Raw genomic sequence first — 24,819 nt, forward strand, 5'->3', positions numbered from 1 at the left:
TATTAACAAAAGTGCAATTAACTCAACTCTAATTAAGCAATGCTAATTCACTGTCTACATCGAATAAATGGCAGTGCGTCATATCGAAATGCATATAGTGACTTTCACTATGTTGAATATTGTTCTTTGGGTCGAAATGACAGCGAGAAATAATCTGCTCTTGTCCTAATACACAGTAAAGGTAAACTTCATTGCCCATCGATTCCACGACTTTGATGTAAGTCAGTTCAACATTTTGTTGTGGCTCTGATGTATTTTCTTTTGAAGGTGCTATTACTGATATGTGTTCAGGCCGCAGTCCTAACCACACTTTTTGACCTATTTTATGTGCTACTTTTTCGGCTTTATCCACTGGTAATACGAATTGTGAACCGTTATCTAATTGCACATACGTAAGGTTATTTTCTTGAGAAAGTGTCGCGTGGATCAAGTTCATCGCGGGAGAACCAATAAAGCCAGCAACAAACTTATTGGCTGGATAATGATACAAGTTCATAGGCGTATCAACTTGCATGATTTGACCTTGGTCCAGCACGCAAATACGATCACCGAGCGTCATAGCTTCGACCTGATCATGGGTCACGTAAATCATCGTTGCATTTTGACCTTCGGCTTTCAAATCCTGGTGTAACTGGGCGATACTAATGCGGGTGGAAACGCGTAATTTAGCATCCAAATTTGACAGCGGTTCGTCAAATAAAAACACATCCGGTTTACGTACCATTGCTCGACCTAGCGCTACTCGTTGGCGTTGCCCTCCCGACATTTCACCGGGTTTATTGTCGAGTAGGTGGGTAATTTCTAATGTTTCTGCTGCATCACTAATGCGGCGTTCTATTTCGCGTTTATTGATTTTTTGTTGTTTTAAACCAAAGGCCATATTCTCATAAACAGACATATGCGGGTATAACGCGTAATTTTGAAATACCATTGAAATGCCACGGTCTTTGGGCGGTAAATGATTTACACACTTGTTACCAATCATGATCTCGCCATTGCTGATGTCTTCTAACCCTGCAATCATGCGCAATGTGGTGGATTTAGCACAACCAGAAGGGCCAACAAACACCATAAACTCACCTTCATTAATAGTGAGGTCGATACCATGAACGGCTTTAAACCCATTTGGATAAATTTTCTCTACTTGACGTAGTATTACTTCAGCCATGTGATTTCCGTATTAATTATTAGTTATTAGTTATTAGTTATTCGTCGAGATTAACTGTGAGCAATCGTCATTAATAAATCGGTATTAAAGTCGGCAACTGAATACAGAACTTTATCAGCGTAAGGCCGTAGTTCGTCTTCGGTTGCAGTGCCAGTTAAAACACCAATGGTGCTCGCGCCTGCATTACGGCCAAATTTCATATCAGAAACAGTATCGCCAAACATGATCACTTGTTGTGGTACTAAATTGCAGTGTCCACAAAAAGCATTCAATAACGCGGGTGCTGGCTTGGGGGCAATATCACCATCGGAATAACCAACAAAGTCGAATAGATCGTGTAACTCAGCCAGTATTAAACTGTAGATAGTGGCGTCTTTTGTATCTGCAGTGGCGATGCCGAGTTTAAAGCCTTGTTGTTTTAGGTTAAGCAGCTTTGCTTTAATACCGGGTAATGCTTGGATCAGCGCTGGGTTATCTTCAACTTGTTTATTGAACAGCTGTTTTACCGTGTAGCTGAACTGAGCCTTATCACTGCTTAGCTGTAATAATTGATACCAAGCGTCAGCCGTATCTTCGACGGGATTTGATGCAAGTAAACCGTGATTATCAACATCAGCACCGTGTACCCCTATTGCCGCTAATAATGCGACGTTATCAACGTCATGATTATTCTCAGCTGCGTAGGCCGCTAATGTGTCTCCCGCTGCGCCTTGCGCGACGTGTAACCACATTTGATGAAACTCCAGTAACGTTCCGTCTTTATCGAACAGTAAACCTTTAATTTCCATTATTTATTAACTCCATTAGTTCGCCCCAAGTACCAACTAAAGGCTGGCTAAAGATGGCTTGTGTACCGTTATAAATCGGGTTTATGATGCCCTCAAACTCGGACGCTGCAAGGTCATCTAATCGACCTCGGCGAATATCGATACGTAGCCAGGCATATGTGCTCATATCCACTTGAAAATGGATATTTGTGGTCGTGAGTTTAATGCGTTTTATCACATTGCCGTCAGCGATACATTCTGCATAATAGCTCGTGCTGGTATCTGTCACAGCCAGACGATAATCGACAATATTTGTGCCGACATCTTGACCTGGTAAGACTGCACCAGAATTAAGTTGAAAAACCAACCCACATTGGCGCTCTAGATAAACATTACCTTGGCGTAGGCCTTGTAAAATACCGTTACCCGATAAGGTATCGGCATAGACAAATGTACTTGGATCACCATAGATAGATGGTTCTGCTGCATTGGCGTTGCGTTCATGAGGTTCTAGGTGTGAGTCACTGCCACCAACGGCAGCGATACGATGGCCGCTGTTCCATATGTGCGTTAATAGGATTAATGCATCTTCAGTGGCCTTGGGTGATGTTGACCATGTAGGGTCACAGCAGACCTCAAAGGTATTTACTTTTTCTAGTACGATATTTTCGTAATACCAGTGCCAAGGTTTCATCGCTGGGTGATTAATACTGATATTACCTTCACCTTGTGCAACCAGGCTGAGTCCCTGTTCAATCAATGCGGCGCTGGAATAAGTGGCATTAAACATATTAAGGGTGCGGCGCGGGCCGTGCACATTAAAATGACCTTGGTCTGTGGTAACCTCAATCGCAGGTAACATTAAGGTATGTTCACAAATGGGCAGCGCAGGGTGACAAATATTGTGCTCGGTGAGAAAAAAGAAATCGAGCGCTTGTTGCTCGGCTATTTGTGTTGCTGCGGCGAGGGTATTATTCCCATCTGATAATTGCGTATGGGCATGTAAATCACCACGGTACCAAGCGGCGTTATTATTTTTACTGTGGTTGTAATCAAAATGAATGCTGTGATCAAGCGGAGCGTCTTCATCGGCAATTAAACAAGGATGCGTTTGCGTTGCTAACAATTTCTCATGATTGCTATATTCGGGATTAATATGCTCACTTAATCCAACATCAATCGCATAGCGCATGGCTTTTGGCGTTCTGGTTTCACCTTCAAGATTATACAAATGTAATTGCCAATCGCCAGGGGGTAAATGACCTGAAATACCACCAAGTGAAGCCGATTTCGATGTTAAAATTAAAGTTTTTTTGGCTTTCTCAAATAACAAATTTGCACGTAACTGTTGCTTACTGTCATACAGATAGGCATATAAAAAGCCTTTCTTTACTGTCGTTGCAGTAAGGGTGAGGGTGTTAATATTGGCGTTAACATTAAAATTCAAAACGCGATGGCCAAAGACCAACTCACCAGTAAAATTCAACATGGTAAATCCTTGTTGCTATTAGTTGTACTGGTGATGAATGCAGCGCACTCATCACCCGTTTTATCATGCTTAACGATTAGCACGATCTAATGCACGTTGTGCACGTTTAGCTGCTTGTTTTAATGCTTTTTCGGCTGGTATGTTTTCGATTAAAATCTGATCTGCAGCAATCGATAGCGCATCAGTGATCTTGCCTTTCGTTGGGTCAAAAAAGTTTTGACTGGCAAAACTAGCTTGTTTTAACGGAATTAATGCTTGTGGGTTTTTCGCCGTATAATCTTGATATGCAGGGACTTGTTTGACACTTTCTCGAGCTGGAATATAACCTGTTAGCATTGACCAACGTGCAGTATTTTCAGCATTGGTATAATATTTCATGAACTCAAATGCGCCTTTTGATGCTTTATCATTTGTGCCTTTTGGCATGACAAAACTCACTGCGCCAGCTTGTGGTGCCGCAGGGTTATTACCCCAACCTGGTTGCGTGGTAGCGCCAAGTTTAGTGAAATCAAGATCTCCTTGATCGCCTGATGATCCGGTATAGCCTAATGCACGATCTTTCATCACGTCATCAATGGTTTTGTACCAGTATTCCCAACCTTGACCACCGTGATGAATACGCATCGTTTCATCTTCATGGATCCATTGACGGAAACTATCCCATACTGTTATCCATTCTGGAGAGTTAATTAAAATAGTTTTCCCGTCATCACTGATCACTTTGCCGCCGTTAGAGTACGCCGCATCGATTAAGTTATCTTCACCCCACATTGGCTCCCAGCCATAAAAAATGGTGTTACCTTTGGCGTCTTTTTTACTTACTGCAGCAGACACTTTTGCCACACCTTGCCAAGTGCTCAGGTCTTTTTCAGTAAAGCCGTGCTCAGCCAGTACTTGCTTGTTGTAGTAAAATATCTGGGTCGTGCCGTAAGCGGGTAAGCCATAAACGAGGCCATCTGGTGCTGTCACTTGTTGACGGAAGGCGCCAAGAAAATCATTAAAATTGAATGTGCTGTCCATATAAGGACGGATATCACGAACCAAATTACGTTTTGCCATCATTTGTGCTTGACTAGAATAAAGTAATACAAATTCAGGTGCTGTTTTTGACGCCATACCTGCTTGTAGCTTCTGGTAGGTTTCGTCGTAGTTGCCTTGCAAGGCACTTTTAATCACATATTCATCCTGACTGCTATTAAATTCAGCGATCAGTGTAGTCATTAATTGTTGTGGTTTTGTGCCACCAGAATACCAAAAGTCCACTTCGGTTTTCGCCATTGCGCTGCTGGCGAAAGCGACTGCTCCCATTGCGTAGCTAGAACATACAATTGCTAATGTTTTCAGTTTCATATTTATTTACTCTTTTACACCGTTATCGGCAATGCCGGACAAAATTGTTTTTTGACAAATAATGAATAAAATCAACAGCGGTAGCACAGCGATGGTACTTGCTGCCATAATCTGTGACCAATTTAAGCCGTAGTTACCTTCGGCAATAAAAAATTGTCTAATACCCGTCGCAATCAAGTTAAGGTCTTGTGACGTGATTAATAGACTTGGCCACATATAGCTGTTGTAGTTAGTAATAAAGGTAATCAAGAACAAGGTAGCTAAGGCTGCTTTGCACTGTGGTAGCACGATCGCCCAGAGAATTTTTACTTCTCCAGCTCCATCGATCCGCGCCGCTTCAATCAGTGATGGATGCACTTTTAAAAATACTTGGCGTAGATAAAATACCCCGAACACACTCGCGGCATTAGAGATAATCAACCCGGTATGACTATCGAGTAACCCCATATTCGCCAAGGTGATATACGACGGAATATACGTCACTGCCCCCGGCAACATGTAACAAGCCATGACCACAAAATAGAGTGCGGTTTGTGATTTAAATTTGAACTGGGTAATGGCATATGCAAACATTGCCGAGTTAATCATCACGATTAGTGTGGTGAATAACGCCACCGTAAAACTGTTCATGATGTACAAGCCAAACGGTGCACTGTTAAATGTTTCAACAAATGTTTCCCAACGAAATTGCTCTGGTAAAATATTAAGTGGGTTACTGAATATTTCATCATTAGACTTCATCGAACCTGATAACATCCAAACAAATGGGAAAACCATGATTAAACCAGAAATGGTTAAGAAGCCATGTTTTAGCAGTGCTAAACCCGTGGGTTTTAATACTGCTTTAGCCGGTATGTTTACCGTTGATACTTGTACTGCTATGGTCTTTGTATGTTTACCGGTTTGGTCGTTAGCCAGGGGTAAGTTGATGGATCGAGTTGTCATCCGTCTTTTCCTTAGTAATATATCCAACGTTTACCCATCTCGGTGTTAACCAGTGTTAAGACACCCGTGATCAGTAAAATGATTAATGAGGTTGCTGCCGCAGGGCCCATATCGTATTGCTCAAATGCTTGTTGATAGAATAGATATAGCAAGGTACGGGTGCTGCCACTTGGACCGCCTTGCGTCAGGATTTGAAATTGATCAAATGCTTGTATCGCGTTGATCATGTTGACAATGATTAGAAAAAAAGTGGTTGGCGAAATTAACGGTAAGGTGATCTTTATAAAACGTGTCCATGGGCTACAACCATCAATTAATGAGGCTTCATAGAGTGATTCAGGGATCTTGTTTAACGCACTGATGAAAAATAACATAGTCCAACCAACGGCTTGCCACACGGTAACGATAATCACCACTATCATGGCTGTATCACCGCTTTCTAACCAAGGGATAGGCTCAAACCCTAATTTACCCAGCAGTAAGTTTGCTAACCCTGATTTTGTTTCGAATACCCATGACCAGACGATTGATACAGCGACCGTTGGTGTGATCCAAGGTGAGAAGATAACCGCACGGTAAAGTTGGCTACCACGGAAATTTTTATGCAGTAATAAAGCAAACGCCAACCCTAACACTACCGTTGGAATCACCACTCCCAGCGCAAACACAAAGGTATTATTTAATGCATCCATAAAGTAACTATCTTCAAACATGTATTGATAGTTTTCTAAACCTACATAGCTATATTCTGGCGAGATATAATCCCAGTCAGTAAAGCTGATATAGATGCTCCAGCCAAATGGCACAATCCAAAAGGCGAATAGCGGGATCAATAAAGGTGCGATAAATAACAGTACCTTTAGTTTTTCCGATAGTGCGTTCGATTTAATCTTCATAATAAAGCTTTTCCTTAACTGTATGTGAACATCATAGGTTGGCACTGTGACAAATTTGGTTGTGTCATCATCATATTTTCCATCGTCAGGCATAAGAAAATGTGATGGTTAAATCGATTATGCATTAGAAAAAATAGCCTGCATCGCGCTATCGATATCTTGTTGGTGTAGCCAATCGCAAAAGAAATTAACTTTGGCGCTGCGTTTATTGGCAGTGATGACGTAGTGCCCTGAATCGGACGGCATACTGCCACTCAGTGCTAAGACGAGCTCACCTGACGTGAGCGCTTTTTTTGCCACTAGCGAGCGCACCAGCATTAAGCCAATACCTTGCTTCGCGGCTTCTAAACCATGAAGTGAATTACTTATTTCGAGTTGAATATTTGGTGGCTCGGGCGCGATATCATGATGACACAGCCATTGCATCCAACTTTCTTCATAACCCTTAACTTGGATCGCGGGCAGTTGCGAAATATCTTTGTTGGCTAGTGCATCAAGATGCTGCAGTTGGAATGCGGGACTGCATACCATCAACCATTGCTCTTGGCATAGGCGTTCGACTTGGGTGTCCTCGCTGTCAATAAAACCATTGGTGATCTCAACATCCGCTTCACTGCAAGGTTGGCGTGATGGCCAATCGACTAAGGTCAAATCTAATTTAATAAAAGAAAATTTGTTACTGAAATCAGCCAGTTTGGGGATTAACCAATTATGACCAATAGAGGTGTTGGCCTTAATACGTAGTACATCGGATTGTTGTGCTCCGAATAATATTTGTGTTTGCAGCTTTAAATGTTGCAATGATCCGGCTACAACTGGCAGATACTGCTGCGCAGCTTGGGTTAAGGTTACGCCACGTTGATTACGAATAAATAAAGTGCAATTGAGAAATTGTTCAAGGCTTTTTAGCTGTTGGCTGACCGCCGCTTGCGTTACGTGGAGTTCACGCGATGCAGCACCAATCGAGCCTAACCGAGATACGGCTTCGAAAGCCAAAAGTGCACGTTGTGGAGGAAGCATACATTGCCTTAACAAATAAATGGTTAAAGTAATGGATTTGTATGACAGTAATATTAAAAAAGCCTTTAATGTGAAATTAATATTACTATTAATCCTGATTTTATTTAATGTAATCACCACTTAATCAGTGGCTTATTGTAGTAGAAAATATGTTAATTATGACACTTCCAAGTAAGATTAAGCTTATCCCTATGATGGCTACCCAATCGAGTTGTTGGCCATACCATAACCAACTAATTATGGTCACAAGCACAATTCCTGCGCCACACCAAATCGCGTAAGCCACACCAATCGGCACTGATTTGATGGTAATAGACAGTAAGAAAAATGCCAATGCGTAGCAGATTAGCACGATCACACTCATGAATGGCTGACTAAACTGTTGGGTTTTTGGTAGCAGGGATGTGGCAATCACTTCAAAAATAATCGCAAGTAGTAGCAGTAAATTCGGGGGCATAGTTGCGAGCATTTTTAGCATAGTATTTACCATCGTCTTCAGGGTTAGTGGCTGCGGACAATACCTGAAGAAGATGACAAAATTTAGCGTGTAAGTATTAGATTTAATGATGTTGAATATAACTTAAATTAAGGGGGTGGTTTTCATTGGTTAATTCGTTTTTTATATACTTTTGATCATTTTGTTTATTTTAACCACAGGTTTTTTTCATGATTATCATATAAAACTGTAATGAAACTGTAATTATAAATGAAATTAGTTAACACTTGTTCACATCTCTCTCTATTTCATGACAACTTGTCACTCGGTAAGTCATTGTTTTTGTTTGGTTAAGCTTACGCTGCTTAAAGTTAGAATGTTTTTCAAATACTGATAGATCATTCTAGTGTACACCTGTAAGCTCTATTTAACTTTTAGGGAGAGTGCTATATGCTTAATGAACTAACCAATAAATTGTCGCTAACGTTATTTAATAACGATACATTCAAGGCTTACTTCGCCCCATTTTCAACCAAGCCAATTGCGGTAGTTATGGGTGATATGCACGCGGCAAGAGTCGTGGGTATAAAGACTGAAAGTAATAATATGTATTCATTAACATTAGCGATATCAGGCAAGGTGAACGAACAGCTTTTTTCATTTAAGGCTGGTCAATATGTTGAGTTGCAAGTAAAGAAAAATGGCAGTTATGTTAAACGCCCTTTTACCATTTCTTCGCCTGTATCGCAGTTACAGCAAGATAAAACCATCACTTTAACAATTAAGAAGCAATTTGAAGGGCGGATCACGCCTTGGTTGGAAAGTGCTGTCGAGAAAGGAGATCTATTCGGTATTTCTCCTGCCAAAGGTGACTTTGTATTAAATACAGCGGTACCACAAAACCGAAATGTTCCAACAAGGAAAGAGGTTATATTCATTGCTGGTGGCAGTGGTATTACCCCTTTTCACAGCTTGCTGTTATCACATGTCGTGAATAACCCGACGATCAATTTTACCCTGCTTTATTATGCTCGAGCTAATCAGCATGCGCTGAGAGAAAGCCTTGTATTGCTAGAGGTTGAACACGCTAACTTTACGCTGACGTTATTACAGAGTGAACGTGATGGCCATTGTTCTCAAACGCATATCAAGGCGGTTACAACAGACTTAGCGCGTTGTGATGTATATATCTGTGGTCCCAATAGCATGATGGATAGCACGCAAGCATTATTACTCGAGATGGGACTTCCTCAGAATGCATTGTACCTTGAGCAATTTGGTCTCGCCAGTTTCAGTCATGTCGATTTAAATGTCGCGCGTAAGATTTCATTTGCGACTACCAGTAAAGACATCGTTGTGAAGGAAGACAATCAACAAACGCTATTAACCATTGCCGAAGATAATTATGTCCCCGCGAAATATGGTTGTCGTATTGGTATTTGCCAAGAGTGTAAGTGTAAGAAAGTAAGTGGTGTGGTTTATAACAGCCAGACTAAAACATATTCAGATACTGGCGAAGAAGATATTCAAGCTTGTATCAGTGTGCCAGTGACTGACGTCGTTATTAATTTATAGGGAGAGCGTAATGGCAAAGTTAAATGAAGAGCAGTTAGAGCAACTGGCGATAGATCTTGATGGTGTGAAAGCAAGTGCCATGAAGCAAGTGGGTAGTGCCGATGAACGTTATATTAAAAAGATTGTACGCCTACAACGTACGCTAGAAATTTCTGGGCGTATTTGTCTCGTACTGGGCTTTATTTCATTGTATTTCTGGGGCATAGGTGTACTGCTATTAAGCGCGTCGAAGATTTTAGATAATATGGAGATTGGCCATAACGTATTGCATGGTCAATATGATTGGATGAATGATCCGACGCTTAATTCACAAACATTTGAATGGGATAATGCGTGTAGTTCAGAATCGTGGAAGCGTGTGCATAATTATGAACACCATACTTATACCAATATTATCGGTAAAGACCGAGATTTCGGTTACGGGTTATTACGTTTAAGTGATGATTTTTCTTGGCGTTTACGTAACTTATGGCAATTTGGTACATACCTTGTGTTAAGTACGTTATTTCAATGGGGTATCGCATTCCATGAGATGGCGGGTGAGCGAGTATTCTTTGGTAAAAGAAAAGAAGGTCGTGCGTCACATGTTGATATCGAGCAATTAAAGAAAGTATTTTACAGCAAATCAACACGCCAAATTTTAAAAGATTACGTTATCTTTCCAATCTTAGCCGGACCGTTTTTCGTGATGGTACTGTTAGGTAACTTATGTGCTAATTTACTGCGTAACTTTTGGACTTCAACGATTATTTTCTGCGGACACTTTCCTACCGAAGTATATACTTTCACGGAAAAAGAATGTGAGGATGAATCTCGTGGTCATTGGTATTATCGTCAGATTTTAGGCTCGGCAAACTTAACAGGGCCTAGATGGTTCCATATTTTAACGGGCCACTTGAGCTGTCAGGTAGAACACCATTTATTTCCTGAAGTGCCAGCACATCGTTATGTGGCTATGTCGAAAGAAGTGCAAGTTATTGCGGCTAAATATGGGGTTGCTTATAATACGGGGAGTTTCTTTAGTCAGTACGCATCGGTAGTACGACGCGTTATTTACTTCTCATTCCCAGTAGGTAAAGTCACGGGTAAGAACGCGGCTCTTTACCCTCGTTTTTAACGCTTATTAATGCCTAGTTAAATGGTAATAAATACGAAAAAGCCTGACTGTGTGAATCGTCAGGCTTTTTTGCGGGCTATTTATGAAGGCTTGTGCTGTGATTAAGCTCGTTTTTATGTCTCAGTTAATGGTTCTCAGTTAAAGGCGACCAAGTTAATTTCGGCCAGTGTTGTGTTTCAGCATAACGGGATAATTGTGGGCATGGGTTAACAACATGCGGGTATTGACTGAATAAACATAAAGGCAGATCGTTAATTGAATCAGTATAAAAATAAGTATCAGTAAAGCTCTCGCTTTGTTCTGCTAACCAGGATTCTAAGCGTGTGACTTTACCTTCTCGGTAACTGGGTACACCCATAATATTCGCCGAATAACAGCCATTTTCAACTAACAGATCTATACCCATCGCATGGGGAATACCGAGTTGTTTGGCTACTTTTTTTACAATGAAGCTGACTGTCGCCGAGATCAACACCGTGGTAATATTGTCCTGCTTAAGCTGTGTTAACAATTGTAGTGCTTGCGGAAATACCGTTGGCATAATGTGCTTCTCTACACATTCATCAACTAATCTATCGACTTCTTCTTTAGGAAGCTGCGCAAGGGGCGCTATCGAAAAATTAAGGTATTCAGGCATATCAAGTTCGCCAGCTGAATACAACGCCATTAAACGTTGGTCTTCTTCTAAAAAACCAGGGTCGGTAATTATCCCTTTGGTCACCAAAAATTGATGCCATAATATCGCGCTATCAGCACCAATGAGGGTTTCATCCAAGTCAAAAATATATAATGGTTGGCTCATGGTATTCACTCCCTTAACCTACTTGTTGTAATTCATTTAAATTAAACAGTAACTCGAGCTGTGAGCCCGTCTCGAATAGTCGCTCTGATGAACGATTGAGTAAATCGACGGTAATATCACAGCCTTTCACAGCCACTTGATAGCGGATTACATTGCCCAATAATTGATGGTTTTTAATGATGCCCTGAGTCGGTGCAGAAATATGTTCACCATAATCACGACCCGCTTCGCGGACATAAATTGATTCTGGGCGAATCGCCAGTTTGCCATTAATTTTCATATTAAGTACATCTTGCGCCTGTTGCGCAGACAATAAATTATAATTCCCCATGAACCCGGCTACAAATTCATTGTGTGGTTGGGTGTATATTTGCTCGGCACTGCCTTGTTGTACTATTGACCCTTCATTCATCAAAAAGATACGATCAGACATGGTCATAGCTTCTTCTTGATCGTGGGTAACAAAGACGGTTGTGAGGTTAAGCTCTTTTTGAATGTCACAAATTTGTTGACGTAAATGTTTACGGATACGGGCATCCAACGCTGATAGTGGCTCATCAAGTAGCAATATTTTTGGTTGTACTACTAATGCTCTTGCCAGCGCAACACGCTGCTTTTGACCACCTGATAGTTGATGTGGATGCTGGTGTTCTTTACCTTTTAGCTCGACTAGTTCAATCACTCGTGCCACTTGCTTGTTTATTTCATCTTTGCTCAGTTTCTTCATTTTTAAACCGAAGGCGATGTTATTTGCTACCGTCATATTCGGGAATAAAGCATAAGATTGAAACACCATGCCGATGTCTCTTTTTTGTGGGGCTAAATGGGTAATATTCTGTTCACCAACCCATATTTCACCTGCGTCGACGTTATTTAGACCTGCAAGACTGCGTAACAAGGTTGATTTACCACAACCACTGGGGCCGAGTAAGGTAACAAATTCACCTTGCTTGATATTGAAGTTAATATCTGAAAATACGGTATTACTACCAAAGCTTTTTTGTAGGTTTTTTACAGTAACAAAACTCATGATGGAGCTCCTCGGTTAATACGGCTGGCCAACCAAGTGAAAAGAAAAATAAAGGCGAAGTAAGTCATTACTAATGCGGAGGTGAAGTGACCACTGGTTTGACGCATGTTATATAAATATATTTGCAGGGTTTCATAACGTGTACCCACCAAAATATTCGAAAATACGAATTCACCTAATAAGAACGAGAAAGATAAAAACAGTGAGGCAAATAGCCCTTTTTTCAAATTAGGTAAAACAACCATAAAGAATGCTTGTGTTGTACTCGCACCAAGTAAGTGTGCGGCATCCATTAGGTCTGCCAAATTAATCGCTTCAAAGCTGTTAGCGATAGCGCGATACATAAATGGCAGCGCAATAGTGAAATAAGTACCAATCAAGATCCACGGCGTACCGACAATTTGTATTGAACTATCAGCATATATTTGCAGTAAACCTACCGACGATACCACTGGCGGTACAGCAAAGGGTAATAAGATCAGTACATTCATCAGCCCGTTTAACTTAGGGAAATAGTAAAACACCACAAAGATGGCTGGAATGATCAACACACTACTTAATATTAAAGCGCTAATACAGATAAACAGTGAGCGACCAAATGCGGCAATAAAGCGCGGATCTTGCCATAACTGACTATACCAATCGAAAGTCAAACCATCGGGTAAAATCGTAGCCCCCCAACTAGAGGAAATAGAATAAATAAATGTCGCAAGGATAGGGATGAATAATAACGTCACTGTGCCATAGACAATAAATTTATGAAACGACGAAGAATTAGCGTTTTGCATGATAACTCCGGCCAATAAGCATTTGGTTAATGATGGTAATAAACGCCAGCAATAAGATGAGTAAGACCGAAATGGCGGCAGCTAGATTCGGTTCTAGAAAAATATCGCCCGACACTAAACTGGCAATACGTACGGTGATGACATTGTAGTTACCAGACGTTAGCGCATAAACACTGGCATATGCTCCCATTGCATTGGCAATCAAAATAATAAAGGTCCCCAATAATGCTGGAGACAGTACTGGTAGGGCGATGTAACGCCAGAATTGCCATGTTTTAGCGCCCAGTAATGCGGATGCCGCTTGCCAATCGTCGCTCAATGCATCAAATGCAGGGTAGAGTAGCAGCACGGCGAGCGGTACTTGAAAATAGATATAAAGGGCCAGCAGTCCCCATTGACCATATAAATTAAAGTCGTCAATAATACCGTATTTTTTCAGTAATAATGTCAGCGCCCCGTTAAAACCGAGAATGATAATAAAAGCGAAGGCCAGAGGCACACCGCTAAAATTAGCTGTCATATTGGTAAACGAAATGATCCAATCACGTAACCAAGAATCAAAGCGGCGCAGTGATGACACGAAGCACGCAGCAATGATAATCGCGACTAAGCTAGACGTAATGGATAACCAGAGACTATTAGTAAACCCTTGCAAGATAAACGCAGAATCAAAGATTTCCAGGTAATTCTCGAAGCTGAACGTTTCTTCATAAATGAAACTGTTGACCAGTACCCATAACATCGGGGCTATTTGGAACATAAAAAATAACAGTGCAAACGGCAGTAAGATTAATGCAGGCTTGAACTTCGTTAATGCCAAACGCTTATGGTTTGGCTTTGTGGTTGTTACTTGTGTAACAGGGACAGAAGCAGTGTTCATAGACTTATTTACACTCTTGGACTGTTTGATTAAGCGAGCTCGATTGTTTGATTACTAGCTCAGGTTTTTTGATTAATAGATCCTGATTGTAGGATTTGTCATGGTCGGTTAATCCCAATAATTGGCAAACATTGCCGCAAATATCTGTTTGTTTCATTGTCGTAGGCTGGTGGCTAAAATGTTCACCGATCACAAACAAAGGCACTGCGCGTTCTTCAGGTAAGATGCCGCCATGTGATTTATCATTGTTCATGCCATGATCACTGGTGATCATGATCTGGTAGCCCGCTTGTAACCAAACATCCACATAGTTAGACAAAATTATATCTGCGCGACGCGCTGAATTACGGTATTGGCTCGAGTCCAGTCCAAATTTATGCCCCGCATCATCGATGTTCATCGGGTGGATTAGCAAGAAATCAGGCTGGTGCTGTTGACGTAGATTTTCTGCGTCCAAAAACAACATTTCGTCAGGGTAATGATCCAGGTGATAGAAGCAACCATGTTGAATATTCAAACTTGGGTCTTGGGTAAAGCGATCGCGCACAGCATTGTAAGGTGCGATGTTATATAGTTCGCTCATCCAATGGTAAGCGGCAGCTGCAGTGGTGAGAGAGGCTTGTTTAGCTAAACTAAATACACTGCTATGGTGAGATAGACGAACAATATCATTATTTACTATGCCACTTTGTGCTGGTGTAACGCCTGTTAATAAACATTCATACAGCGGGCGAGACATTGATGGTAGCTCGCTGATAATCGGATAAAGTGTCGCTCGATCTTGTTCGATTAATGCATTCAAGTAACCCATGCAGTCACGGGCTACTTGATGATTAAGACCATCGAGAACAACAAGTATGACTTTATTGTTCATTGAATTCTCGTTATTTTATATGGTTTTTGTTATTTAACATGGAGCAGTACGTTTTCTTGCCACTGACGTGGTAATTTACGCGCGCTTTTTCCCCAAGCCTTAAAGTCTGTTACTGGGTGAACATTGGTGTATTGCTCATCGGGTAATAGTTTCGCTTGGATTGACGCTGGTAAACTCACATTGTTACGAATTGGACGTGCGTAGCCTTCAGCTAAATTGATTTGGCCTCGATCACTGAAGATGTATTCACGCGCAAGTTTTGCTGCATTTGGATTTTTGGCATATTTATTAATGATGGTCGTGTAACCAGAGATAACGGAACCATCTTGTGGAATCGATACCGTGAAACGGCTACGATCAATTTTATCGCGATAGCTCAGCGCATTAAAGTCCCAAAGGATACCTACTTCAACTTCGCCTTTTTCAAGATTAGCGACTACAGGGTTATTAAATGATAAGCGACCTTGCTTTGCTAATTCGGCGAAAAATTTAATCGCAGGTTTCAGGTTTTTTTCACTACCACCTAGGGCAAATGCAGCAGCCAGGACTGCATTATTTGCTTGTGATGCGACGCCTACGTCACCGACTGTGACTCTATAATCACCTTTTAAGATATCGTCCCATGATTTAGGCGGGTTTTTTACTAAGTTATTATTAGAGATAAATGAGATGGTGCCAGTATAAGCAAGTGCCCAGTGACCATCTTTATCTTTAGCCCAGTTGGGTATGCTATCCCATGTGCTTGGTTTATACGTTTGTGTTACGCCTTGTTTTACTGCTATACGCGCAAAAGCAAAGCCGACATCACCGATATCTGCGGTTGCATTGTGTTTTTCGGCTGCAAATTTTGCAACTTCTTGTGCTGAACTCATATCAGTATCTTGGTGTTTTAAGCCATAGATATTCTTTAGATCAACCCAAGTATCTTTCCAGTTCGCCCAGCTATCTGGCATGCCGACACTGTATACTGCGCCTTCTTTTTTTGCAGCGACAATAATTGAATCAAGATTGTCACTGGCATTAACGGCCGTTGTCATCAAACTTGCGATTAATGTAGTACTGGTTAGCAACGTTTTCATTATCTCTATCTTCCTAGACAGGTGAGTGAGTTCGCCGTTATATTATGTCTATTTTGTGACAGCTATTGTTGTTTTTTATGACAGTTTTATGACACTGCGGCGACAATAAATAGTTACTTTAATAGGCGGTCATCTTAAATGTTAAGGGATTAATTCAGAATAATACGCTGCTATTCAACAGTTTAGTGGCAGGTATGACCTTTCGTTTTATTATTGTTTAGATTTATATTGTTGTGCTGTATGATTGGGAAAATCAGTCGTAGCAAAAGGTTGAACGAATAAGGATGTGGATGTTCATTAAGTTTATTAATGTTAAAAAAAATATCACTAGAAAAAAAATTATTATTAATAGCAGGCAGTCTATCTGTGCTATTCATTGCATTCAATATCAATTATTTTTTATATATTCGAAATAATGTCATCGATCAGCGTCGATGTGCATTAGTACCCCGCATTAATTCCATTAGTTCAATTATTAACGATTATTATCAGCTATATCTTGATGGTAAATTAGAGTTATTAGACGCTCAATCGCAGGCTATTAAGAAAATACATCAAATCAATAAAGACAATGATAATTACATTTTTGTGTTTAGGGATGATTATCTCTTACTTGAATCCATTAACCGTTCTGTGTTGCGTAATCAGAATGTCAAAGAGATCAAGGATATTAAAGGTGTAAAGCTCTATCAGCTTTTACATACCGAAGCGATAACGAGAGCGAATGGGGGTTATTCTCATTATTATGCTTATTCTAAAGTTTCACATGAAGAGCAGGAAAAAATTTCCTACTCTGAGTATTTTGCTCCTTGGGGTTGGATCTATGGTGAGGGTATGTATATTAATGATGTCGATGAGTCTATTCTCAAGATGCTGACCTCATACTAGTCTCGACATTTTTCATATATCTTGTTATTACAAAACCCCAGCCTGCTGGGGTTTTGTTGTTTTGGCCATTAGAATCGATGATTGCCTGGATGAACAAATCGTGCAATTTGACAAAAATAGTTGCCGTTATGGTTGCCAACGAATGAAATCACTGGGTAGACTGCTAGCTTGGTATATATCCAAGCCACCTCAAGACGCATACTGAGGTAGTTTGGGTATATATATTCAAGTAGTAAGTTTAGTGCGACAAGGAGTTGCAAATGTTGGTCTATAGTCTAGAAATGATATGTATTATTGCGTTTGCGCTCAGTGGGGTATTGGTCGAGTCTAATCGTGGTAAAGATATTGTCAGCATCATGATGCTAGGTTGGATCACGGCATTAGGCGGCGGCACATTACGTGATCTTATTTTGTCAGTTGATATGATATTTTGGATCCGCGATCCCAGTTATTTTTGGACCGCGTTGTCGAGTGCTATTATCGGTTTTTTCAGCATTACCCATATCCGTAAGAATAGCCTCAACAAACTCATAATTATGTTTGATACTATCGGTGTATCGCTATTCTCGATATTAGTCACCCAACAATTATACAGTGCTGGTTACGCGGCTTATGTTTCGGTATCAATGGGCATCGTCACTGCGATCTTTGGTGGTGTATTACGGGATATTCTGGCTCACCGCCAAACCTTGTTTAATAATACCGAACTGTACGCCAGCCCGGTTATTTTAGGCTGTTGCCTGTATATATTATTGGTTAACTTGCAAGTCAATATAACATTGGCTGCGTTGACGTGTATGGTATTAATCGTCTCTATGCGTTTGTATATAGTGGTAAAACAGATCCGTTTTCCTGCATTTCTATTATTAAAATAACCGTATTGATTAATGATGAGGTATTGTCGTAATAGTAAATGATTGTAATGAATGGGTGTATACCCAAACTAGTATTTTGAAGTAACTTGGATATAACATATAGTGGTGATAATGCGGATTAAAAATGGTGACAAGAAACGATGATGAATAAACCTTCGACAAAACCAACTGCAATTGAGTCGGGCGATATGGTTAGTGAACCAATAGTTGCTGAAAACTTTTTAGTCTCGCAGCCATGGCGGGCATTATTGCTGTGTGCTGGCTGCCTTGCTGTTACGCTTGGTGTGCTGGGTATTTTTCTACCTTTATTACCTACAGTGCCATTTTTATTGTTAGCGGCGGCGTGTTTTAGTCGTTCTTCACGAAAGTTACAGTTGTGGTTGTTTAACCATCGCTATCTCGGACCGTACTTAACCAATTATTTATTGCGTAAAGGCATCAGTAAAAAGCAGCTATTGAGTTCACTTTTTAGTATGTGGATTGCGATGTTATTAGCGATATATTTTGCCCCTATCTGGGCGGTGAAAATATTCTTATTAGTCACGGCTTGTCTTGTTAGTCGCCACCTTCTATCCTTGCAACGACTGCCGTAATCACCAGATTTATGATTTTTATATGGCATTTGGGCTGAAATTTCCGCATAAACTGAAGTGAAATACTCATTATTTTATATAAAACGCATTTTATTTCTAGATTTGATAACTAACTCATACTATTTTTGTATCTTTAATGTAACACTCTTGCAGCATTAAATTTTGTAAGTTAAGAGGACCCTGGTATGTTTAAAGCGTTAGATGCACTTTCTCCGTCGTTTATCGACCGTCCATTGGATGAACTTTGGCAGTTAATATCTCCTTTGTATATGGTTGATGAGTCAAAATGGTTAGCAGAATTGTTACCAATGGCACGCCCATCTGCAGAAGAAAAATCTCAGATCACCACCAATGCAACTGTGTTAATTGAACGCGTGCGCGCTGATAAACAAGCCATCCAAATGATTGATGCCTTGTTACTGGAGTATAGCCTAGATACCAAAGAAGGTATCCTGTTGATGTGTCTTGCAGAAGCATTGATGCGTATTCCGGATGCGGCAACGGCAGATGCATTAATCCGTGACAAATTAAGCGTCGCAGATTGGAAATCACATCTAAAAAATTCGGATTCTACATTTGTGAATGCATCCACTTGGGGACTATTACTGACAGGTAAAGTGGTCAGCATGGATCGCAAAGACACTAAGTCGGCGAGCAGTACCATTAGCCGATTAGTAAATAAAGTATCCGAACCTATTATTCGCCAAGCAATGAACCAAGCCATGAAGATCATGGGGCACCAATTTGTATTGGGTCGTAACATTGCTGAAGCACAAAAAAATGGCCGTCCATCGCGTGATAAAGGCTTCACTTATTCATTTGATATGTTAGGTGAGTCGGCATTAACAACCGCCGATGCTAAGAAATATTTTAATGATTACATTAAAGCCGTAGAATCGGTTGGTAGCAATAAATATGGCAATGACAAAACGGCTGCACCAACAGTATCAATTAAACTTTCTGCATTGCATCCGCGTTATGAAGTAGCTAACGAAGCACGTGTGATGACTGAAATGCACGACACTGTATTAGAATTACTATTACGTGCACGTGATTTAGATGTTGGCATAACTATCGATGCGGAGGAAGCTGACCGTTTAGAGTTATCTTTAGCATTATTTGAAAAACTATACCGTCATCCGAAACTACAAGGTTGGGGTAAATTCGGTATCGTAGTTCAGGCTTACTCTAAGCGTGCACTGCCGACATTAATTTGGCTAGCCGCATTAGCAAAAGAGCAGGGCGATGTGATCCCACTGCGCTTAGTGAAAGGTGCTTATTGGGATACTGAACTTAAATTATCACAACAAAATGGCTACGATGCTTACCCGGTTTATACTCGTAAAGAAGCAACGGACGTTGCCTATTTAGCGTGTGCGCGCTTCTTGTTAAGTGAGCAAATTCGTGGTTGTATCTATCCACAGTTTGCCAGTCACAATGCGCACACTGTATCAGCAATTGCGACCATGGCTGAGCATCAAGAATATGAATTCCAACGTTTACACGGCATGGGGGATGCGCTATATAACCACGCATTAGAAATCTATGGTGTTGATGTACGTATCTACGCACCAGTGGGTAGCCATAAAGATTTGCTGCCATACTTGGTCCGCCGTTTATTAGAAAATGGTGCAAACAGCTCGTTTGTACACCGTTTGGTTGATGCTGATTGCCCTATTGCAGAGTTAACTGAGCATCCGGTTGATACCCTCGACAGTCGTCCGACACTACATAACAGCTTGATCCCGTTACCGAGTAAGATCTTTGCCGGGCGTAAAAATTCATGCAACATTAATGTTGATATTATTAGTGAAGTTACGCCGTTTAATACTGAGCTTAGCTTGCAAATGCAAAAAACATGGCAAGCTGCCCCTGTGGTTAATGGTCAAGTGATCACGACGGAGTTAGACAATGCGAAACCAGTCAGCGCCCCTTACGACCGCCGTATCCACGTTGGCCAAGTATTGTGGTCAACACCAGCAGAAGTCACAACAGCGTTAGATACAGCTGCGGATTATTTCCCTACATGGTCAGCAGTTCCGGTGGCTGAACGTGCAGCATGTTTAAATAAAATAGCTGATTTACTGGAAGCGAACTTAGCTGAATTAGTGGCGTTATGTCATAAAGAAGCCGGTAAAACGATTCACGACAGCTTAGATGAAGTACGTGAAGCGGTTGATTTCTGTCGTTACTACGCAATGCAAGCCATTGAAAACTTCTCGGTAGCAAAAAACCAAGTACGTTTTGATGGTATTGCTCAACAAGTAACACGTCAGGGACAAGGTGTGTTTGTTTGTATCAGTCCTTGGAACTTCCCACTCGCTATTTACCTTGGTCAAGTTGCGGCTGCATTGGTGGCGGGTAATACTGTTATCGCTAAACCAGCAGAACAAACCAGTTTGATTGCGGCGCGTACCATGGAATTAATGTTAGAAGCAGGCCTGCCTAAAGAAGCTGTGCACTTATTGCCTGGTGGTGGTGCTGCGGTTGGTTCTCTGCTGACATCTGACGAGCGTATCGCTGGTGTAGTATTCACAGGTTCAACAGAAACGGCGCAAGTCATTAACCGTGCATTAGCCAAGCGTGATACTAACGTAGCGACGCTGATTGCCGAAACGGGTGGTCAAAATACCATGATCGTCGACAGTACAGCACTTCCAGAACAAGTGGTTCGTGATGTCATGCGCTCTGCGTTTGCTTCTGCGGGTCAACGTTGTTCAGCACTGCGTGTATTGTTTGTGCAAGAAGATATTGCTGACCGCATTACTACCTTGATCCAAGGTGCAATGCAAGAGCTACATATTGGTCTACCGCAACATCATCATACCGATGTGGGTCCGGTGATTGATTTACTTGCTAAGAACAAACTGCAAGCGCACATTGATAAAATGCGTGCGACAAGCAAACTAGTCGGTGAAGTAAGTCTGACTGACGAATGTAACTTTGGTGACTTTATTGCGCCAATCGCATTTGAAATTAACAGCATTAACCAACTAGAGAACGAACAGTTCGGTCCTATTTTACATATCGTGCGTTATAAAGCCGCTGATTTAAACAATGTGATTGCTGAGATTAATGCAACAGGCTTTGGTTTAACGATGGGGATCCACAGTCGTAATGAACGTACTTATACTGATATCGAACGCCAAATAAGAGTGGGTAACTGTTACATTAACCGTGACCAAGTTGGTGCTGTTGTTGGTGTACAACCATTCGGTGGTCAAGGTTTATCAGGTACGGGTCCAAAAGCGGGTGGTCCACATTATCTATATCGTTTCACTAAGCAAGTTGTTAGCGCTTAAGCTGCGTCATTGTAAATTAAGGAGTTAAACCATGGTTGTAGAAAAAAAATTAGTTCAGACGCAGCATCTGATTGAAACCGGCCTTTGTGCGTGGCAGAGCTGGAATGAGCTGGGTGTCATTGCCCGTGCTGAGTTGATTGCAAAATGGGTTGAGATCATTAGCCAAGAAGCCGCATTAGGTAAACTTGCGGGTGAAATGGCGAAATATCAAAAACACCAAGCAATTACGTTATTGGGCGATGAAAAATTAATGCCTGGGCCAACAGGTGAAGTGAACGAACTTTACAGTGCCGGGCGTGGTTTATTTATTGTCGCAGCAACAGACTCCGAGCAAAGTTGCAGCATTAATGCGATTGTGGGTCATGTGAGTGCGGCGTTATTAGCGGGTAATACTTTGGTATTGGCATTACCGCAAGCGCAGCAAGCATTGCAATTTGTGTTACTTAATACACTGCACGCCGCGGGTATTCCAGAACTTGTCGTGCAGGGCGCTGAGGAAACTCAGTTAACGGCACTGATTGAATCTTCAAAAGTAGCTGGTGTTGCGTTTACCGGGGATGAAAAAACCGCGCAAACGATTAACCGTACTTTGTCTGCTCGTGATGGTTTATTGGCGCAGTTAGTGGCTGAAGTGAGTGGTAGTGCATTGGCTTACGTCACAGATGATCACTTTATCTTACGCTTTATTACAGAGCGTACACGTACCATTAATATTACTGCCGTGGGTGGTAATGCAATCTTGCTAGAACTCGGTGGCGGCGACCATTAATCGTTAGCATAATATGAATAATCATATCAGGTACGCATTTGAGTACCTGATATGGGACTCCTATCAGTGTAAGTCCGTTTATTTAGTAGTATCATCAGTCTTATTGTTCTGAGTTATCATTTGTAAACTTGTATTTTAAGTTATCATTTGTAAATTAAAAGTAGGTCACTGATGCAAAAAATTACCCGTTGCATGGCAGCTAACAAACGTATCGCGCTTGTAGCCCATGATCACATGAAATCAGATTTGATTGCTTGGTCAAAAGCACGTGCTGATATTCTCCAAAAACACCATTTGTTCGGTACTGGCACGACAGCCACCTTATTAACTAAACATGTTGAGCTACCCGTTAAAGCACTGTTGAGCGGTCCTATGGGCGGTGATCAACAGCTTGGTGCACTGATTGCCGAAGGGGAGATTGATATGATGATCTTTTTTTGGGACCCAATGAACGCAGTACCGCATGATCCGGATGTAAAAGCATTATTACGTTTAGCCGCAGTATGGAATATTCCAGTTGCGACCAATCCTGCAACGGCTGATTTCATTATTGATTCGATTCATACTAGTAGTAAATACGAACATGCCGTGCCTGATTACGAAGGTTATTTAGCAGAGCGTACTGGCGAGCTATAACGTAGACAATAACGGTTTTTTTGGAATAACAGTATGAAAGGTAATAACAGCAGAAAGTGTCTGCTGTTATTATTGATTGGCGTAAGTCGTGTTAATCTTCTTTGAAATGTTCTTCAGTCATCATATGACCAAGCTTGTCGGCTTTGGTTTTCAAATAATGCTCATTGTGCATATTCTTACCCACTTGTAATGGCTGGCGAGCAACCACATTAATGCCGTATTCTTCCATTGCCGCTAATTTTTTCGGGTTGTTGGTCATCAACTTTACTTTATTAACACCAAGGTGATCTAACATAGGTTTACACATGGCATAATTACGTAAATCGGCAGCAAAGCCTAACTTTTCATTTGCTTCAACTGTATTGGCACCAGAGTCTTGTAAATTATAGGCACGGATCTTGTTTAATAGACCAATACCACGACCTTCTTGACGTAAATACAGAATAAAACCAGAACCTGCTTCGGTGATATTTTTCATTGCGGTTTCAAGCTGGAAGCCACAATCACAGCGTAAACTAAACAAGGCGTCACCCGTTAAACATTCTGAATGGATACGTCCTAGTATGACTCCATCTTTAGCTAACTCACCATAAGTTAGCGCCACATGTTCTTTGCCTGTCTCTGAGTCTTCGAAGCCGTGCATTGTGAAAGTACCAAAAGGTGTAGGTAGTTTTGAAGATGCGATAAATTTAATAGACACGGATTACCTCTTACTATCCAGCGCTATGATTAGCGATGAACGTCAAATAGAATTACTTTGGGCTAGTTTACTCGTTTATGGTGGTAATCTGAATAGAGAATTGTAAAAAGACGGGATAATTATCATTCGCTATCAATGCAAAGTATACAAGATTATGTTCTTTATCAATGCAAAGTACACTAAGTTATGTACTTTGCTGTGTAAGATCATGATTAGAGACTGGTTGGATTTGCATCAGGATTAATATTAGTGACGTACGTAAAACTCTTTTGCAAATGCTGGACGTGCTGCTTTAAGCGCTTGTGCTTGTTGTTCGGTCATTTTTCCTGCTGGAAAACCTAACGCTTTGTGATCGAGTAAAGCACGGGCCTTAATATTGATACACAGTTTGATTTTGCTGCCCGTACCGATGATTTCTTGACTGTTTAGGGCGGGTACTAAAATGCAGTGTTCGATTAAATTGGCAACAGAAGCGACTTCTAAAGGTAGTGAAATAATATCTTTCTTTTGAAAAATGAATTCGCGGATCACTGCTTGCTCGGAGGTATTCATTATTTTAACCATTTTGGTTATTTTCTTCATCATATCTGTTTCACTTTGTTTCTCAAGCACTGATTGGCCAGCTTGAACAAGTAACAGCGCGATAAAATAAGCAATGCCTGAAATGACAATAATAGAGATGTAACCACGGTATTCCGTCACCCATTGTTCTAAACCAGACACCGATAGTGCAGTGGTTGGCAGTAATAATACTAATGCTGCAGCAAGCAGTAACCAAGTGGTGGTAATGTTTATCTGTTTGTAATTTTGAATATACTGCTTCAGTTCATGCATGATCAA

24 protein-coding genes are annotated in these 24,819 nt (G+C 41.0%); 8 read left to right on the forward strand and 16 right to left on the reverse strand.

Annotated elements, in window-relative coordinates; translation table 11 throughout:
- Positions 1 to 28 precede the first annotated feature (28 nt).
- From HWV01_RS02275 to HWV01_RS02310, 8 genes are all read right to left on the reverse strand, one after another.
- Positions 29 to 1,168: an ABC transporter ATP-binding protein gene (locus HWV01_RS02275; protein WP_211673890.1), complete on the reverse strand. Its 1,140-nt coding sequence runs from the start codon at positions 1,166 to 1,168 to the stop codon at positions 29 to 31.
- 50 nt (positions 1,169 to 1,218) lie between these two features.
- Positions 1,219 to 1,956 carry an HAD family hydrolase gene (locus tag HWV01_RS02280; RefSeq protein ID WP_211673891.1) on the reverse strand — a complete coding sequence of 246 codons (738 nt, stop codon included), beginning with the start codon at positions 1,954 to 1,956 and terminating at the stop codon, positions 1,219 to 1,221.
- Positions 1,946 to 3,424, reverse strand: a complete 1,479-nt coding sequence (locus HWV01_RS02285) for a CehA/McbA family metallohydrolase (protein ID WP_211673892.1) — start codon at positions 3,422 to 3,424, stop codon at positions 1,946 to 1,948. The genes HWV01_RS02280 and HWV01_RS02285 overlap by 11 nt, the downstream gene beginning before the upstream one ends.
- Before the next feature lie 69 nt (positions 3,425 to 3,493).
- Positions 3,494 to 4,774 carry an extracellular solute-binding protein gene (locus tag HWV01_RS02290; RefSeq protein WP_211673893.1) on the reverse strand — a complete coding sequence of 427 codons (1,281 nt, stop codon included), beginning with the start codon at positions 4,772 to 4,774 and terminating at the stop codon, positions 3,494 to 3,496.
- Between the two features lie 6 nt (positions 4,775 to 4,780).
- Positions 4,781 to 5,719 (reverse strand): carbohydrate ABC transporter permease, encoded by a 939-nt coding sequence (locus HWV01_RS02295; protein ID WP_211673894.1) that lies wholly within the window; start codon positions 5,717 to 5,719, stop codon positions 4,781 to 4,783.
- A gap of 11 nt (positions 5,720 to 5,730) precedes the next feature.
- Positions 5,731 to 6,615 (reverse strand): carbohydrate ABC transporter permease, encoded by an 885-nt coding sequence (locus HWV01_RS02300; protein WP_211673895.1) that lies wholly within the window; start codon positions 6,613 to 6,615, stop codon positions 5,731 to 5,733.
- 117 nt (positions 6,616 to 6,732) lie between these two features.
- The gene (locus HWV01_RS02305; protein ID WP_211673896.1) at positions 6,733 to 7,635 is read right to left on the reverse strand and encodes a LysR substrate-binding domain-containing protein; all 903 of its coding nucleotides are present in this window, start codon (positions 7,633 to 7,635) and stop codon (positions 6,733 to 6,735) included.
- A gap of 124 nt (positions 7,636 to 7,759) precedes the next feature.
- Entirely contained in the window at positions 7,760 to 8,113 is a 354-nt protein-coding gene (locus tag HWV01_RS02310) for a multidrug efflux SMR transporter (RefSeq protein WP_211673897.1), read from the reverse strand.
- 408 nt (positions 8,114 to 8,521) lie between these two features.
- Here HWV01_RS02310 and HWV01_RS02315 point away from each other — a divergent pair, with 408 nt between their 5' ends.
- Entirely contained in the window at positions 8,522 to 9,646 is a 1,125-nt protein-coding gene (locus HWV01_RS02315) for a ferredoxin reductase (protein WP_211673898.1), read from the forward strand.
- Positions 9,647 to 9,656: 10 nt separating this feature from the next.
- The gene (locus tag HWV01_RS02320; RefSeq protein WP_211673899.1) at positions 9,657 to 10,763 is read left to right on the forward strand and encodes an acyl-CoA desaturase; all 1,107 of its coding nucleotides are present in this window, start codon (positions 9,657 to 9,659) and stop codon (positions 10,761 to 10,763) included.
- Positions 10,764 to 10,887: 124 nt separating this feature from the next.
- Here HWV01_RS02320 and HWV01_RS02325 read toward each other — a convergent pair whose 3' ends face one another.
- From HWV01_RS02325 to HWV01_RS02350, 6 genes are read right to left on the reverse strand one after another with little or no spacing between them, the layout of a single operon-like run.
- Positions 10,888 to 11,565, reverse strand: coding sequence for an HAD family phosphatase (locus HWV01_RS02325; RefSeq protein WP_211673900.1), 678 nt, complete (start codon positions 11,563 to 11,565; stop codon positions 10,888 to 10,890).
- Between the two features lie 13 nt (positions 11,566 to 11,578).
- Positions 11,579 to 12,595 (reverse strand): ABC transporter ATP-binding protein, encoded by a 1,017-nt coding sequence (locus HWV01_RS02330; protein WP_211673901.1) that lies wholly within the window; start codon positions 12,593 to 12,595, stop codon positions 11,579 to 11,581.
- Positions 12,592 to 13,383: an ABC transporter permease gene (locus HWV01_RS02335; protein WP_211673902.1), complete on the reverse strand. Its 792-nt coding sequence runs from the start codon at positions 13,381 to 13,383 to the stop codon at positions 12,592 to 12,594. Before HWV01_RS02335 ends, HWV01_RS02330 begins: the two co-directional genes overlap by 4 nt.
- Positions 13,370 to 14,263 (reverse strand): ABC transporter permease subunit, encoded by an 894-nt coding sequence (locus tag HWV01_RS02340; protein ID WP_211673903.1) that lies wholly within the window; start codon positions 14,261 to 14,263, stop codon positions 13,370 to 13,372. Before HWV01_RS02340 ends, HWV01_RS02335 begins: the two co-directional genes overlap by 14 nt.
- 4 nt (positions 14,264 to 14,267) lie before the next feature.
- Positions 14,268 to 15,137, reverse strand: coding sequence for an alkaline phosphatase family protein (locus tag HWV01_RS02345; RefSeq protein WP_211673904.1), 870 nt, complete (start codon positions 15,135 to 15,137; stop codon positions 14,268 to 14,270).
- A gap of 29 nt (positions 15,138 to 15,166) precedes the next feature.
- Complete coding sequence (locus HWV01_RS02350) at positions 15,167 to 16,216, reverse strand: ABC transporter substrate-binding protein (protein WP_211673905.1); 1,050 nt, start codon at positions 16,214 to 16,216, stop codon at positions 15,167 to 15,169.
- Positions 16,217 to 16,525: 309 nt separating this feature from the next.
- Here HWV01_RS02350 and HWV01_RS02355 point away from each other — a divergent pair, with 309 nt between their 5' ends.
- The 6 genes from HWV01_RS02355 (at position 16,526) to HWV01_RS02380 (ending at position 23,279) form a co-directional block, all read left to right on the forward strand.
- The gene (locus HWV01_RS02355; protein ID WP_211673906.1) at positions 16,526 to 17,104 is read left to right on the forward strand and encodes a cache domain-containing protein; all 579 of its coding nucleotides are present in this window, start codon (positions 16,526 to 16,528) and stop codon (positions 17,102 to 17,104) included.
- A gap of 260 nt (positions 17,105 to 17,364) precedes the next feature.
- Positions 17,365 to 17,979: a trimeric intracellular cation channel family protein gene (locus HWV01_RS02360; protein ID WP_211673907.1), complete on the forward strand. Its 615-nt coding sequence runs from the start codon at positions 17,365 to 17,367 to the stop codon at positions 17,977 to 17,979.
- A gap of 140 nt (positions 17,980 to 18,119) precedes the next feature.
- Positions 18,120 to 18,572: a YbaN family protein gene (locus HWV01_RS02365; RefSeq protein WP_211673908.1), complete on the forward strand. Its 453-nt coding sequence runs from the start codon at positions 18,120 to 18,122 to the stop codon at positions 18,570 to 18,572.
- A 185-nt stretch (positions 18,573 to 18,757) separates the two neighbouring features.
- Positions 18,758 to 21,874 carry a bifunctional proline dehydrogenase/L-glutamate gamma-semialdehyde dehydrogenase PutA gene (gene putA, locus HWV01_RS02370; RefSeq protein ID WP_211673909.1) on the forward strand — a complete coding sequence of 1,039 codons (3,117 nt, stop codon included), beginning with the start codon at positions 18,758 to 18,760 and terminating at the stop codon, positions 21,872 to 21,874.
- 31 nt (positions 21,875 to 21,905) lie between these two features.
- Entirely contained in the window at positions 21,906 to 22,643 is a 738-nt protein-coding gene (locus HWV01_RS02375; protein ID WP_211673910.1) for an aldehyde dehydrogenase family protein, read from the forward strand.
- Between the two features lie 171 nt (positions 22,644 to 22,814).
- Positions 22,815 to 23,279: a methylglyoxal synthase gene (locus HWV01_RS02380; protein WP_211673911.1), complete on the forward strand. Its 465-nt coding sequence runs from the start codon at positions 22,815 to 22,817 to the stop codon at positions 23,277 to 23,279.
- A 91-nt stretch (positions 23,280 to 23,370) separates the two neighbouring features.
- On the opposite strand, the gene ribA is transcribed toward HWV01_RS02380, so the two are convergent.
- Positions 23,371 to 23,979 (reverse strand): GTP cyclohydrolase II, encoded by a 609-nt coding sequence (gene ribA / locus HWV01_RS02385; RefSeq protein ID WP_211673912.1) that lies wholly within the window; start codon positions 23,977 to 23,979, stop codon positions 23,371 to 23,373.
- Between the two features lie 246 nt (positions 23,980 to 24,225).
- Positions 24,226 to 24,813, reverse strand: coding sequence for a super-infection exclusion protein B (locus HWV01_RS02390; RefSeq protein ID WP_211673913.1), 588 nt, complete (start codon positions 24,811 to 24,813; stop codon positions 24,226 to 24,228).
- Between the last annotated feature and the right edge of the window lie 6 nt (positions 24,814 to 24,819).

It is taken from the genome of Moritella sp. 5 (genome assembly GCF_018219455.1).
GTDB lineage: Bacteria > Pseudomonadota > Gammaproteobacteria > Enterobacterales > Moritellaceae > Moritella.